Consider the following 13,300-nt stretch of genomic DNA (forward strand, 5'->3'; position numbering starts at 1 on the left):
CCGTGTCCGCAGAAGAGATGAGGGCCTGCAGTGTCCGTTCCGCTGTACCAGAGGGCCGGGGGCGGCACGTCGTGACGTCGCTCGGCCGGGTCGTGGCCCGAGGTGCCGCACTGTTGCCCCGCCGTGGGGATCTGGCGGAGATACGCCGGAATCCGCGAAGGGATCTGCTGGCCGGACTCACCGTGGCGGTCGTGGCGCTGCCGCTCGCGCTCGGATTCGGCGTCTCCTCCGGGCTCGGTGCCGAGGCGGGGCTGGCGACCGCGGTGGTGGCGGGGGCGCTCGCCGCGATCTTCGGCGGTTCGAATCTGCAGGTGTCCGGGCCGACCGGCGCGATGACCGTGGTGCTGGTGCCGATCGTCGCGGAGCACGGGCCCTCCGGGGTGCTCACGGTCGGTCTGATGGCGGGCGTGCTGCTCGTCGGCCTCGCGCTGCTCAGGACCGGCAAGTACATGCAGTACGTACCGGCGCCCGTGGTGGAGGGCTTCACTCTCGGCATCGCCGCCGTGATCGGACTGCAACAGGTCCCCGGTGCGCTCGGGGTGCCCAAGCCCGAGGGCGACCGCGTCCTGCTGGTGACCTGGCACGCTCTGGAGGAGTTCGCCAGGAACCCGAACTGGACCGCCGTCGCGTTCGCCCTGTCGGTCGCCGCCCTCGTGCTGGTCGGCGCACGCCTACGGCCCACCGTCCCTTTCCCCATCCTCGCGGTGATCGCGGCCACCGTCGTCGCACAGGCGGCCGGTCTGGACTCGGCGAAGCCGATCGGCGATCTACCGGCCGGGCTGCCCGCCCCCTCGCTGGCCTTCCTCGACCTGGGCTCGCTGACCTCGCTGCTCGCCCCGGCGGTGGCGGTGGCGGCGCTGGCGGCCCTGGAGTCCCTGTTGTCGGCGTCGGTCGCCGACGGCATGACGGTGGGCCAGAAGCACGATCCGGACCGCGAACTGTTCGGCCAGGGCGTGGCGAACATCGCCGCCCCCCTCTTCGGGGGTGTGCCCGCGACCGGCGCGATCGCGAGGACCGCGGTCAACGTACGGACCGGTGCGAGTTCCCGGCTCGCCTCCCTGGTCCACGCCGCCGTCCTGGCCGCCATCGTCTTCGCGGCCGCGCCTCTGGTCTCGAAGATCCCGCTCGCCGCCCTCGCCGGCGTGCTGCTGGCCACCGCGGTCCGCATGGTCGAGGTCGGCTCGCTGCGGGCGATGGCCAGGGCCACCCGCTCCGACGCCCTGATCCTCGTCCTGACCGCCGTCGCGACCCTCGCACTGGACCTCGTCCAGGCCGTCATCATCGGCCTGCTCGTCGCGGGCGCACTCGCCCTGCGTGCGGTGGCACGCCAGGCTCGCCTGGACCAGGTCCCGCTCGACCGCGGAGACCACAGCGCCCAGGAGCACGCCCTGCTGGCCGAGCACATCGTGGCCTACCGCATCGACGGGCCCCTGTTCTTCGCGGCAGCGCACCGCTTCCTCCTCGAACTGGCCGAGGTGGCCGACGTGCGCGTGGTCATCCTGCGCATGTCCCGTGTGACGACCGTCGACGCCACCGGCGCCCTCGTCCTCAAGGACGTGGTGGAAAAGCTCAACCGCCGGGGCATCGTGGTCATGGCCTCCGGGATCCGTCCCGGTCAGCGGCAGGTCCTGGACTCCGTCGGCGCGTTGGAACTGCTGTGCCGACAGGGCGGCGAGTACGTCACCACCCCCGAGGCGATCCAGGGCGCCCGAGCCCACCTGGAGTGCGCGGGTGTGCTGCCGCCGCGTGGTGCCCGGGAGGCCGCGGACGTGCTGCTGCCTGGTGCCCGGGGCGCCCGGCACGTCACCGAGGAGACAGGGGAAACCGTCGTATGAGCACTCCCCCCGCGGCTCTGCGCATGGTCGAGGTGTCCGGCGCCGAGGCCCTGTGGCTGCTCGAGGGCAGTTCGCTGGGGCGCCTGGTGTACCCGCACCGGGACCGGCTCGTCGTCCGGCCCGCGCGGCACACCTGGGAGCACGGTCGGCTGGTCGTGCGCACACCCGCGCCCGCCGCCGAGGTCACGGCGACCTACCACGTGGACGAGATCCGTGCCGTCGGAGGCACCGGCTGGCTCGTCACCGTCGCCGGACCGATCGAGGTGGTTTCCGACCCCGACGAGGCCGCTCATCATCGGCGCACGCTCTCCGGCTGGGCCCACGGCCCGCACGACACCCTGTTGCGCCTGGTCCCCAAGACCGTGACCGGCTTCCGCCTGATTCGCGCGGAGGCGTGATGAGTCCCCGGCCCGGCCTGCCGTCCCACCGGAGTGCGGTGACGCCACCGGCGTCGCGGGTCAGCCACGACATCCGGCACGCCGCGCCGTGTCCAGGACGATGACGTTCGCGTGGTCCACCACGGTCGAGCAAGAGCTCGGCGTCGCGTCCGCCGGACCACACCCGCGCGGGCCGGCGATGCGATCGCCGGCGGTTCCCTTCTGCCGCGCGATTCGGTGTCGGCGTCCCCACAGGCGAGGATGGACCACATGTGTGTGACAAGTGGGCGGAAGTACTGCGCCACGGGGCGGCCGACACGGTCGTACCGAGCCACCGGGGAGGGGACTTCACCGTGACGACCCCGCTCTACCAACTGAAGGCCGAGTTCTTCAAGACCCTCGGTCACCCCGCGCGCATCCGGGTACTGGAGCTGCTGAGCGACCGCGAGCACGCGGTGGCGGAGATGCTTCCGGAGGTGGGAATCGAGCCGGCGCACCTGTCGCAGCAACTCGCCGTGCTGCGTCGAGCGAACCTGGTGGTGACACGCAAGGAGGGCTCGACCGTGTACTACTCGCTGACCAGCCCACACATCGCCGAACTGCTTCGGGTCGCCCGCACGATCCTGTCCGGCGTGCTGGCCGGCCAGGCCGAGCTCCTCGCCGACCTGCGGGCCGCCTCGCCTCACACGCAGGCACCGTCCTGAGGGCGTCGGCCCACCCCGCGAGCGCCCCCGAGACAAGGCCCCGGGCGGGTCGCCGACGGGGCGGTCTTCACCCATGCTGGAAGAGAGTCACACAACTGTCGGAAGTCGCGTCCGCCGAGGTGGGCCGTAGCCCTCGGCGCCGTCCCCGAGTCGGGTACGGCCGGGCCGCACCACATCGAATGCCAGGGCCGGCAGCCGTCCGACGGGCGGCGTCGGCGTGTGCGAGAAGCAGGGAGGACGCCATGAAGGTCGGAGTGTTGACCGGCGGCGGCGACTGTCCCGGACTCAACGCCGTGATCCGCAGCGTCGTACGCAAAGGTGTTCAGGAGTACTCCTTCGACTTCGTCGGCCTGCGGGACGGCTGGCGCGGCGCCCTCCAGGGCGACGTCGTACCGCTGGAGGTCTCCGACGTACGGGGGATCCTCCCGCGCGGGGGCACCATCCTGGGTTCGTCGCGCACCAACCCGTTCAAGCACGAGGACGGGCCCCGGCGCATTCAGGAGACCCTCGCGAAGCACGGGATAGACGCGCTCGTCGTCATCGGTGGCGAGGACACCCTCGGCGCGGCCACGGAGCTGAGCCGTCATGGCGTCGACCTCGTCGGTGTGCCGAAGACCATCGACAACGACGTGTCCGGCACCGACTACACCTTCGGGTTCGACACGGCGGTCGGCATCGCGACGGAGGCCATCGACCGTCTGCACACCACCGCCGAATCGCACATGCGCACGCTTGTGGTGGAGGTGATGGGGAGGCACTCCGGCTGGATCGCCCTGCACGCCGGCGTGGCGGGCGGCGCCAACGCCATCCTCGTCCCGGAGCGGCCGTTCGACATCGACCAGGTGTGCGAGTGGGTGAAGAACCGCTTCAAGATCAACTACGCGCCGATCGTCGTCGCCGCCGAAGGAGCCATGCCCAAGGAAGGACAGATGGTCCTCAAGGACCGCTCGCTGGACGAGTACGGCCATGTACGGCTGTCCGGCATCGGCGAGTGGCTCGCCCAGGAGATCGAGGCACGCACGGCGACCGAGGCGCGTACCACCGTCCTCGGCCACATCCAGCGGGGAGGCACCCCGAGCGCCTTCGACCGCTGGCTCGCCACGCGTTTCGGGCTGCACGCGGTCGACGCGGTCAAGGACGGCGACTTCGGCACGATGACGGCCCTGCGCGGCACCGAGATCGTGCGTGTCCCCCTCGACGACACCAGGAAGGGGACGAAGCTGGTCGATCCGTCGTTGTACGAGGAGTTCGGGGTGTTCTTCGGGTGATCGGGCGCCCCGCCGACGGCAGGTGATCCACCGCCGCCCGCGCCCGATCCGCTCCGCCGTCACCCCTCGTGCGGTACGACCACGACCGGGCAGCGGGTGTGGTGCAGTACCGCGTGGGTCACCGGCCCCAGCCGACCCTCGACCGCCGCCGGGTCGGTACGACGACCCACGACCAGCAGGTCCGACCGGCGGGAGGCGTTCAGCAACGCCTGCGCCGGATGGAGCAGGACGACATCGGTGCGGACGGTCACGCCCGGGTACTTCTCCCGCCACGGCCGCAGGCCGTCGGCCGCCCGAAAGACCTCCTGGTCCTCCCAGGTGGCCCGGTCCTCCTCGGTCACGAACAGCCTCTGTGGAGAGACGGCCTCGGCCGGGAGAGCCCACGCCTTCACCACGTGCAGCGGAGCCTCCCGGCCCTCGGCAGACGTGAACGCGAAGTCCGCCACCTCGCCGACCGGACGGTGGGAGTCGAAACCCACCACGACCTCGGCGGCGCTCCCCGCGCCCTCCCCGGCCTCGAAGCCCCCGACCGGTCGGGGAGGCACCAGCACGACGGGACAGACGGCCGCCGCCGCCGCGCGAAGCGCCACCGATCCGACCGCGAGGCCGTCGAAGCCGCCCGCCCCCCTCGTTCCGACCACGAGGAGCGCCGCGTCGCGCGCCGCCGCGAGGAGCGCCGTAGCCGGTGCCTCGGCGGTCTGCTCAGCCCGCACCTGGAGGTCCGGACAGCGGGCACCGAGATCGGCGACCGCCCGCTGGAGCACCCGTTCACCCACGCGGTGCAGCATCTCCGCGGCCGCGTCCGGGACGACCTCGTCCGGAAGCGACGGTGATGCCTGTACGAGACGGAGGGGCAGGCCGCGCAGGACGGCTTCCCGCGCGGCCCAGTCGACCGCGGCCATAGCGCGCTCGGATCCATCGACACCCGCCAGGACAGGGCGACTCATCGCTTCCTCCTTCGCCCGCGGCGGCGGCGCGCGGGCCCGTCCCGCACCGTCTCCGCCCCTCTTCCACTGTTCCAGACAAGCACCCGCGGGTCCTGGTGGACGACGAGGAGACCGCCGGTCCGGCGAGTTCCGTGGGAGGGCCGTTCGGCCTCTGGCAAGGGACCCGTGGGGCCGTGTCGGGCGATCACGCGGCACGACATGGTGGAGGGCGGCCCGAGAAAACGAGGGGTCGACGGGCACCGCTCACGGTCACGCGGCGCAGCTCGGTTCTCCTCGTCGAACTCGCCGTCGAGGGCGGCCGCAACGCTGTCGCCGGCACCCTGGAGGGTGCTGGACGCGATGTCGCGCCGCTCCGCGCACAGGCTTCGGCTCGCAGGAGGCGGACCGGCAGCCGCAGGAGGTCCGCGAGGCCTTCGCGCGGCTCGGGAGCCGGGCATGTTCACCAATCCCGTGGTGCCACCTGCGCAACCCGGCGTTCAGGACGGACGGCGTGGACCACTCCCCGTCGGCCGACCTCACCGGGCAGGCCAACCACCTGGGGTCACCATCGAGGCCGACATCGTCCAGCAGGAGCGGCCGGAGAACAACGGCGGCCACCGTGCGCTCGGCTTCGGACGCACGGCCCCCTCCTGTGCGGGAGAGGCTCACTGCCGACCTCACCGCCGGCAGGTGGCCGACCGCACGCCGTGCGGACCGCGGCGATCAACATGACGCCGACGCGTACGGCGTCCGCCGAAGTGCGCGCACCTGGCGGCGCCGCGGCTGTTTCCCTCGTGCGGAGCCGTCAGTGCTCCGGGGCGTTCCGGTCGGGGATGTCGTCCGGCTTCCCGACGACGACGGCGAAGAGGTCGGCGACAGCGGCGAGGGCCGCCGCCTGGAGTGCCTCGGCCGTCACCGGGCCGCCGTCCGCTCCGGTCAGGTCACGGGTCGCGGTCGCGGAGGCCACGATCGTGGGCCGGTAACCGAGGTTGAAGGCGTCACGGGCGGTGGCGTCGACACACATGTGGGTCATGAACCCGGCCAGGACCAGGTCGCCCCGTCCCGTGCTCCGCAGACGCTCGTCCAGATCGGTCCGGAAGAACGAACTGGGGAAGTTCTTCACGACGACGGCCTCCCCGGACCGTGGCGCCACCTCGCCGCTGATCCTGCCGATGGGGGCGGTGACGTCGTACGCGGAGCCCACACCCGCGTCGTGCATGATGTGGACGACGGGAGCCCCCACGGCCCGCGCGCGTGCCAGCAGCCGGGCGGCCTCGGCGAGCGCGGCCTCGACACCTTCGAGGCGCATCACACCGTGGCGATAGGTGTTCTGGCAGTCGATCATCAGCAGGACCGAGTCCTTCAGCGCCGCCGGCCGGTCACTCAGACCGAGGAGGTCGCGCAGAGTCACGGATGTGGACATGGTCCTCAACTCCTTCCCTTTCCCTCGACGTTGGCACCGGCGACGCTGCAATCACGCTGCGTTCTCGTGCCCGTGCTTCGCCTCGCAGCCGAACGGGGCGGCGCGCACGGCCCGTTCGGCCCCGGATCGGGCCCGAAGGTCTCATGTGGGCCACGGACGTCCCGAGAGAAGGTGACCGGACAGCGATGCGACGCACGAGGAGGGCCGTCATGAGTGCCCCGGCATCCGCGAAGGACACCTCCCACCGGCCGGAACCCCGCCAGGTCCCCACGGTCCGCCGCGATCCCGAGATCTCCTGGCCGGTGCGCCTCTACCGCGTCGCGGTGCCCGCACACGTCAGACGCGCCGTCATCGCCCGTACGACCCCCCAGGCCCGCGCTCGCGTCAAGCAGCGTTTCGCACACCTTCCCTCGGTCCGCCATCTGCTCGGCCGGGCCCGTGGCGCCTACCTCGTCAGCAGACACCCCGCCCTGTACACGGGCCCGGACCGGGAGGTGCGGCTCGTGCGCGGTGTCCCGACGGTGGTGTTCACCCGCCCCGACCTGTCGCCCCTGACCGCACGTGATGCCAACGTGACGGCGGTTCGCGCGGCACTCGACGGCGCCGGGCTCGACCACTTCCAGGTGCGCGGCCACAGCCAGACGTCCGCGGTCGTCGCCCTCGCCGACGAGGACCGGCCCGCCGCCCATCGCGCCCTGGCCCGGGCGTGCCGCGTCCGGCCCGGCTACGTCAGTGCCCTCCCCTCGCGTCGGCGCGAGCGCCCCGCGACCCGCCCGGCGTTCCGCGCGCGTACCTGGCGGCGGCTCGCGCAGGCGGACGTACTGCGTCTCACCTGGTACCAGGGCGATCCGGACGGGGAGCTGACGCTCGGCCCCAAGTACGGCTGTGACATCGAGTTCTGGGCGTCGGACGGGGACTTCCTGGTGGCGCCGCGGCCGAACCGGACGGCCGAACGGGTATCGCGCACCGACCTCCCGGTGTACGTACCCGAGGCCCGGTTCACCTGGCTCCTCCCCCATGACCGCGCCCTGCCCCGGGTGCGTACCCGCGCGGAGTTCGCCCGGCCCGGTGTCGAGGACATCCGGTTCCCCGTCGACGTCGTGTACACCTGGGTCGACGGGCACGACCCCGAGTGGCTCCGACGCCGCGCCTCCTGCGCGGGAGGGACCTACCACGAGGAGGCCGCGAACGCGGCGCGGTACCTGAGCCGGGACGAACTGCGCTACTCACTGCGGTCGTTGCACCAGTACGCCCCCTGGGTGCGCACCGTCCACCTGGTCACCGACGACCAGATCCCGGTCTGGCTGCGCACCCGCACTCCCGGCCTGCACGTCGTCAGCCACAAGGAGATCTTCGACGACCCTCACCAACTGCCCACGTTCAACTCGCACGCCATAGAGAGCCAACTGCACCACATCGAAGGCCTGTCCGAGCATTTCCTGTACTTCAACGACGACGTGTTCCTCGGACGCCCGGTCGTTCCCCAGGACTTCTTCCTCGCGAACGGGCTGACGAAGTTCTTCCCGTCGAAGGCGCTCATCCCCCCGGGGGAACCGACCGCGGACGACGTACCGGTGACGGCGGCCGGCAAGAACAACCGTGCTCTGATCGAGGCGGCCTTCGGCACGGTCATCGGCCACAAGATGAAGCACACTCCGCACGCGCTCAGGCGCAGCGTCCTGTACGAGATCGAGGCGAGGTTCGCGGACCGGCATCACGCCACCGCGTCGCACCGCTTCCGCAGTCCGGACGACCTGTCCATCGTCTCCTCGCTCCACCACTACTACGCCTTCCACACCGCCCGGGCCGTCCCCGGCCACCTCCGCTACGCCTATCTCGACGTCACCCACCCGGCGCTGGGCACTCGCCTCGCCTCCCTGCTGGCGCACCGCGACAGGCAGGTCTTCTGCCTCAACGACACGGTCTCCGGCGAGGACGAAATCACCGCCCAACAGGCCCTGCTCACCGACTTCCTGCGGGCGTATCTCCCCGTTCCGGGGCCTTTCGAGAGCGACGGGGCCGCCCGACTCGCCTCCGACAGGGCGGCCGGTGGGGCATGAGGCCGGTGGTCGCAGGCAGACGGCACGGCCGCCGGACGAGACGTCCTCGCGTCGGGCGATCCCAGAACGCGACGGCCGTTCCCGGAGACCGGCACCGGCGGGTGGCGGACGCGCACGCGGCGGCGGCCTGGTACCGCTGGGAAGCGGATGCGGCGTTCTCCGCCGTACGCACCCGTCGGTCGGTCCTGCTCCGCCCGAGGTGACGGCCCGGGTGGTGCAACCGATCAGGCACGCGGAACGCGCAGGTGATCGTCCGCATCGACACGGCTCGGTGCCGCCGTCAGCGCTGACGGCAGGTCAGCCGCGCGCGACGGCGCCACGATTCGGGGGCGGGGTCGGGCGCGCGCCCCGCCTACCGTGGCCAGACGACGGCGAGACGATCGCCCTGTGTGGCGACCCGGGTGCCCAGCTCGGCACAGACACGTGTGAGCCGGTCGGCTGTCCAGAGGCGTTCGGCCTCGTCGGCGAGGCGGGTGTGACAACAGTCGAGGGCGATCGGAACGGCCTCGGTGCGCCGTACACCGCTCGCGTCGAGGGTGACGAGCCAGAGCAGGCCAAGGTCGTTACGGAGGTCCGCGTGAACGGCGTAGTCGTCGATGAAATCCCCGAGATCGAACAGGACCTCGCGGGTGAAGCCGTGGAAGACGTGCGCGGAGTGGCCGATGACGAGGTCGGCTCCGGCGGCGGTCAGAGCGGCGGCCGCGCGGCGTACGTGCGGAACGGGGCGGATGGTCATGTTCGGCCCCCAGTGCACGCTGACCAGGACCAGATCCGCGTCGTCGGAGAGGGTGCGGACGGCGTCGACGAGCCAGCCGGGCACCTCCTGGTTCCACAGGTCGGCGTAGGCCACACCGGCCCGGTCGGTCTCCGCCGCGTACTCGGCGGGGTGGTCGGTGACCGCTAGGAGGCCGAGGCGCAGCCCACCTGCCTCCATGATCAGCGGGGCGCGGGCCTCACGGTCCGTCGCTCCCGCCCCGACCACGCGAATGCCCGCCCGCCCCAGCAGAGCGCGGGTGTCGAGGAGGGCCTCGGGGCCGAAGTCGCGCGCGTGGTTGTTGGCCAGGGACACCGCGTCCACGCCGAGGCCGGCCAGGACGTCGGCCGCGCGGGGCGGAGCGCGGAAGAAGAAGGACTTGCCCGGCAGGTTCACGGGTGCGCCCCGGTCCGAAACACAGCACTCGAGGTTGAGCAGGAACAGGTCCGCGTCGGCGACCGCCCTGTGCACCGCCGGTGTGAAGAGCGGACGCGGATGGCGGTGGGCCAGTCTCTCGGCGACCCCGCGGCCCAGCATGGTGTCTCCGGCCAGCGCGATGGTGACGGCCATGGCACTCGTGCCTCCCGCGGCGTCCGAGCGGGTGGCGCGAGCCGAACCCGGCCCGCGCCGACGTTCTCTCCCGCATTCTCGCGTCTGCGACGGATCAGGGGGAGGGCCGAACGGCCTGGCTGAGCAACGGCCGCCCCGCGGTGCTGTCCACCGGGAGGCGGTGCGGCGGCACCGTCGGCTCTCCGGAGAGGCTCGGGCCCCGTCTCGTCGGCGGCGCCCCGTGTCCTGGGGAACAGCGTGTGTATCAGCCGCCGGACGGGGCGGCGAGAGAGGCGCTGCCCGGGAGCGGTGTGCGGGGTCGCGTCGTACGAAGGCCGTCCGCGGGGCGAGGACCGACACGGGGCGCACGTTCGTGGCGGTACAGGCGCGGCGGGCGGGCGTCGTAGGACCGGCGTGGCGGGGCGGTCGTGCCCGTCGAGGGAGCGGCGGGCCGTAGGGCCGCCCCGCCGGGCCATCGCCCCGACCGCGCCACGGCCGATCGTCCCCGGACAAGGGCCGGGTGGCCCAACCCCCGCCGCCCCCTCACGACCGACGATGGAGAGCGCGGCACACGGCGTGAGGAGGGCCTCGGGCCACGAGGTCGGCTCCGGGCCGGGCACGACCGTCGGACGAACGTCAGGGACGGAGCAGCAGGTGGACGGGCAGGCGAGGTCCTCGGCCACGTGGTCGGCGGAGAAGGGCCCGGCCGACGGGGCCGGGCGCCCGAGCAGGTGAGTTCGATGAGGGAGACACTGTCGCTGGGGCGGATCGCGGGTGTCCGCGTCGGCCTGAACTGGAGTGTGCTGGTCATCGTCGCCCTCGTGGCCGTCACCCTCGCCGAGGGTCGCTTCCCCGACGCCCACCCGGGCCGTTCGGCTCCTGCCTACTGGGCACTGGCACTCCTGACGGCCCTTGTGTTCCTGGCCTCGCTCCTGGCGCACGAGCTCGCCCATGCCGTGGTGGCCCGACGCAACGGGGTCGGGGTCCAGGGCATCACCCTGTGGATGCTCGGCGGTGTCGCGCGCCTGGACAGCGAGGCCCGTACGCCGGGCGCGGAACTGCGCATCGCCGCGGTCGGACCGCTGACGAGCGTGGTCGCTGGCGGATCGTTCCTGCTCCTGGCCCTGTGGCTGGACGTGCTGGGCGCCTCGGGGCTGGTCGTCGAGGCGGTCGCCTGGCTGGCCGGCATCAACGTGATGCTGGCCGTCTTCAACGCTCTGCCCGCCGCCCCGCTGGACGGCGGACGGCTGCTGCGAGCGTTCCTCTGGCACCGCACCGGGGACCGGCTCAGGGCCACGCGGGGCGCCGCGGCGGCGGGCCGGGCGCTGGGCTGGTTCATGATCGTGACGGGTTTCGCCTCGGTGCTCCTCACCGGGGGTCCCGCAGGGCTGTGGCCCGCCCTGATCGGCTGGTTCCTGATCGCCACCGCGACCGGTGAGGAGCGTCAGGCCGAGCTGCGTGGCGTGCTGGACGGCATTCCGGTCCGCCGTGTGATGACCAGTGACCCCGTCACCGTCCCGATGTCCACGACGCTCACGTCGTTCCTGACCGAGGATCCCTTCGGCCACTACCGGCACTCCTCGTTCCCGGTCCTCGCCCCGGACGGCACGGCGGCCGGTCTGGTCACCCTGCGCCTGATCTCCCGCGCGCCGTCGCCGACCCGTTCCGCCACCACGATCGGGGACGTGATGCGCCCCTTGTCCGACGTGATCACGGCAAGCCCGGAGGACCCGGTCGTGGACCTCCTGCCGCGTCTGGAGGCGAGCCGGGACCACAGGGCCCTGGTCCTCGACGGCGGTCGTCCCGTCGGCATCGTCACGCTCGCCGACATCACCCGCGCCCTGGCCTGGCTCACCGTCGAACGGTCCGGTCCCTGACCCACCCGTGCCCGCGTGCCACCACCCGGAGCGCGCCGAAGGAGGTTTCCATGGCCACCCCACCCACCCTCGCCCCCCGCATTCCGGTTCCCCGCCGACCGGACACCGCGCCCGTCGGAACGATCGAGGTCACCCACGTCGCGGACCGCGCGTTCGCCCTCTTCGTGCGCGACCACGAACTCGGCGTCGACCAGCCCGTCGAGACCGGCGGCGACAACGACGGCCCCACGCCGGTGGAGCTGTTCGTCGCCGCCCTCGCCTCCTGTGTCGCCTCCGACGCGGTCCGTTTCCTCCGACTCCTGGACCAGCCGTACGAACACCTGCGCGTCAAGGCGGACTTCACGTGGGCCGAGGTCCCCGCGCCGCGCATCACGGCCGTCCGTGTCCGCGTCCTCCTCCCCGAGTCCCTCTCCCCGGTACTGGAGCAGAGCCTGCGCGCGGTGGTAGGCCGCTGCGCCCTTCACAACACGCTGTGCGTTCCGCCCGAGGTCACCTTCGACCTCGGTTGACCGGACCCGGGTCCGTGGGGGCGCGGCGTGGCGGGACTCGGCGGAAGGGGCGAGGCTGGAAGGAGCCGGGCAGTCAGCGCCGCGGAGATCACGTGGAGGCGCGTCATGGACGGTGCGGGCGGGCGTCGGCCCGTAGTGGTGGGAGTGGATCCCGACCCCTCGAAACGACTCGCCCTGTTCTGGGCCGCCGACGAGGCGGCTCGCAGGGGCTCGCCGCTGCGGCTCGTCCACGTTCGCGGCGTGCTGTACGGCGGCTACCGGTCGGGCGAGGCGCGGCGGTCCTGGGAACAGGGGGACCAGGCGCTTCATTCCGTGGGTGAGCGGGTGCTCGGGGAAGCGGTGGCCCTCGTGGAGTCCCGGCGGCCGGCGGTCGAGGTGTCGGCGTCACTGGCGGACGGCGAACCGGCGTGGGTCCTGCGCGAGGAGGCCCGGATCGCTTCGATGGTCGTGGTGGGCTCCTGGCATCTGAACACCCGGCGCGAACTGTTCGGTTCCGCCTCGGTGGCCCTGCCGTTGATCGCCCATGCCCCGTGCCCGGTCGTCGTCGTCCCGGAACCGGCGCACACCGCACAGCAGCCCACGTACCTCGTGGTGGGTGTCGACGGCAGCCCGCACGCCGCCGCGGCGGTGGACCTCGCGTTCGAGGAGGCGGCCCTGCACGGGGCCGCCCTCCGCGCCCTGTACGTGTGGCATCCGCCCCTGCTCGGCACTCTCGACGAGGAGGCGGCGATGCGGGAATGCCGCCGGGTGCTGTCCGAGACGACGGCGGGCCGCGCGGCGACGTACCCGGAAGTGGACCTGCGTCACGAGGTCGTGCGTGGGCACCCGGTGCAGGTCCTGGCGGAAGCCTCGGCAAACGCCCTGGGCCTGGTGGTGGGGACCCATGGGCACGGAGGCTTCACGGGCATGCTGCTGGGGTCGGTGAGCCAGGGTGTGCTGCACCACGCCCGGTGCCCGGTGATCACCGTCCCTGTGTGAGGCCGCGTAGGCACGGCAGGGCCCACCGGGGTCCGATCTC

Annotated in this window: 11 protein-coding genes; 8 read left to right on the plus strand and 3 right to left on the minus strand. The window is 72.5% G+C overall.

What is annotated here, in order from left to right:
* Positions 1-17 precede the first annotated feature (17 nt).
* The 4 genes from ACZ9QC_RS00880 (at position 18) to ACZ9QC_RS00895 (ending at position 4,184) form a co-directional block, all read left to right on the plus strand.
* Entirely contained in the window at positions 18-1,835 is a 1,818-nt protein-coding gene (locus tag ACZ9QC_RS00880; RefSeq protein ID WP_472918283.1) for a SulP family inorganic anion transporter, read from the plus strand.
* Positions 1,832-2,233 (plus strand): pyridoxamine 5'-phosphate oxidase family protein, encoded by a 402-nt coding sequence (locus ACZ9QC_RS00885; protein WP_472918284.1) that lies wholly within the window; start codon positions 1,832-1,834, stop codon positions 2,231-2,233. Before ACZ9QC_RS00880 ends, ACZ9QC_RS00885 begins: the two co-directional genes overlap by 4 nt.
* Positions 2,234-2,565: 332 nt before the next feature.
* Entirely contained in the window at positions 2,566-2,916 is a 351-nt protein-coding gene (locus ACZ9QC_RS00890) for a metalloregulator ArsR/SmtB family transcription factor (protein WP_184904123.1), read from the plus strand.
* Between the two features lie 242 nt (positions 2,917-3,158).
* Positions 3,159-4,184 carry a 6-phosphofructokinase gene (locus ACZ9QC_RS00895; RefSeq protein ID WP_472918285.1) on the plus strand — a complete coding sequence of 342 codons (1,026 nt, stop codon included), beginning with the start codon at positions 3,159-3,161 and terminating at the stop codon, positions 4,182-4,184.
* A 59-nt stretch (positions 4,185-4,243) separates the two neighbouring features.
* On the opposite strand, the gene ACZ9QC_RS00900 is transcribed toward ACZ9QC_RS00895, so the two are convergent.
* Complete coding sequence (locus ACZ9QC_RS00900; RefSeq protein WP_472918286.1) at positions 4,244-5,131, minus strand: universal stress protein; 888 nt, start codon at positions 5,129-5,131, stop codon at positions 4,244-4,246.
* Between the two features lie 784 nt (positions 5,132-5,915).
* Positions 5,916-6,533 (minus strand): isochorismatase family protein, encoded by a 618-nt coding sequence (locus ACZ9QC_RS00905; RefSeq protein ID WP_472918287.1) that lies wholly within the window; start codon positions 6,531-6,533, stop codon positions 5,916-5,918.
* A 209-nt stretch (positions 6,534-6,742) separates the two neighbouring features.
* On the opposite strand from ACZ9QC_RS00905, the gene ACZ9QC_RS00910 reads away from it, so the two are divergent.
* Entirely contained in the window at positions 6,743-8,593 is a 1,851-nt protein-coding gene (locus ACZ9QC_RS00910; RefSeq protein WP_472918288.1) for a stealth conserved region 3 domain-containing protein, read from the plus strand.
* Between the two features lie 352 nt (positions 8,594-8,945).
* Here the strand turns inward: ACZ9QC_RS00910 and ACZ9QC_RS00915 are convergent, their stop codons facing one another.
* Positions 8,946-9,917, minus strand: coding sequence for a CapA family protein (locus ACZ9QC_RS00915; RefSeq protein ID WP_472918289.1), 972 nt, complete (start codon positions 9,915-9,917; stop codon positions 8,946-8,948).
* Positions 9,918-10,636: 719 nt separating this feature from the next.
* Here ACZ9QC_RS00915 and ACZ9QC_RS00920 point away from each other — a divergent pair.
* From ACZ9QC_RS00920 to ACZ9QC_RS00930, 3 genes are all read left to right on the plus strand, one after another.
* Complete coding sequence (locus tag ACZ9QC_RS00920; protein ID WP_472918290.1) at positions 10,637-11,773, plus strand: site-2 protease family protein; 1,137 nt, start codon at positions 10,637-10,639, stop codon at positions 11,771-11,773.
* A 50-nt stretch (positions 11,774-11,823) separates the two neighbouring features.
* Complete coding sequence (locus ACZ9QC_RS00925; RefSeq protein WP_472918291.1) at positions 11,824-12,282, plus strand: OsmC family protein; 459 nt, start codon at positions 11,824-11,826, stop codon at positions 12,280-12,282.
* Between the two features lie 105 nt (positions 12,283-12,387).
* Entirely contained in the window at positions 12,388-13,260 is an 873-nt protein-coding gene (locus tag ACZ9QC_RS00930; RefSeq protein WP_472918292.1) for a universal stress protein, read from the plus strand.
* Positions 13,261-13,300 lie beyond the last annotated feature (40 nt).

It is taken from the genome of Streptomyces sp. HUAS MS02 (genome assembly GCF_055702265.1).

Coding starts and splice junctions, on each gene's coding strand:
- ACZ9QC_RS00880 (WP_472918283.1), top strand. CDS start 18: ATGAGGGCCTGCAGTGTCCGTTCCGCTGTACCAGAGGGCCGGGGGCGG.
- ACZ9QC_RS00885 (WP_472918284.1), top strand. CDS start 1,832: ATGAGCACTCCCCCCGCGGCTCTGCGCATGGTCGAGGTGTCCGGCGCC.
- ACZ9QC_RS00895 (WP_472918285.1), top strand. CDS start 3,159: ATGAAGGTCGGAGTGTTGACCGGCGGCGGCGACTGTCCCGGACTCAAC.
- ACZ9QC_RS00900 (WP_472918286.1), bottom strand. CDS start 5,131: ATGAGTCGCCCTGTCCTGGCGGGTGTCGATGGATCCGAGCGCGCTATG.
- ACZ9QC_RS00905 (WP_472918287.1), bottom strand. CDS start 6,533: ATGTCCACATCCGTGACTCTGCGCGACCTCCTCGGTCTGAGTGACCGG.
- ACZ9QC_RS00910 (WP_472918288.1), top strand. CDS start 6,743: ATGAGTGCCCCGGCATCCGCGAAGGACACCTCCCACCGGCCGGAACCC.
- ACZ9QC_RS00915 (WP_472918289.1), bottom strand. CDS start 9,917: ATGGCCGTCACCATCGCGCTGGCCGGAGACACCATGCTGGGCCGCGGG.
- ACZ9QC_RS00920 (WP_472918290.1), top strand. CDS start 10,637: ATGAGGGAGACACTGTCGCTGGGGCGGATCGCGGGTGTCCGCGTCGGC.
- ACZ9QC_RS00925 (WP_472918291.1), top strand. CDS start 11,824: ATGGCCACCCCACCCACCCTCGCCCCCCGCATTCCGGTTCCCCGCCGA.
- ACZ9QC_RS00930 (WP_472918292.1), top strand. CDS start 12,388: ATGGACGGTGCGGGCGGGCGTCGGCCCGTAGTGGTGGGAGTGGATCCC.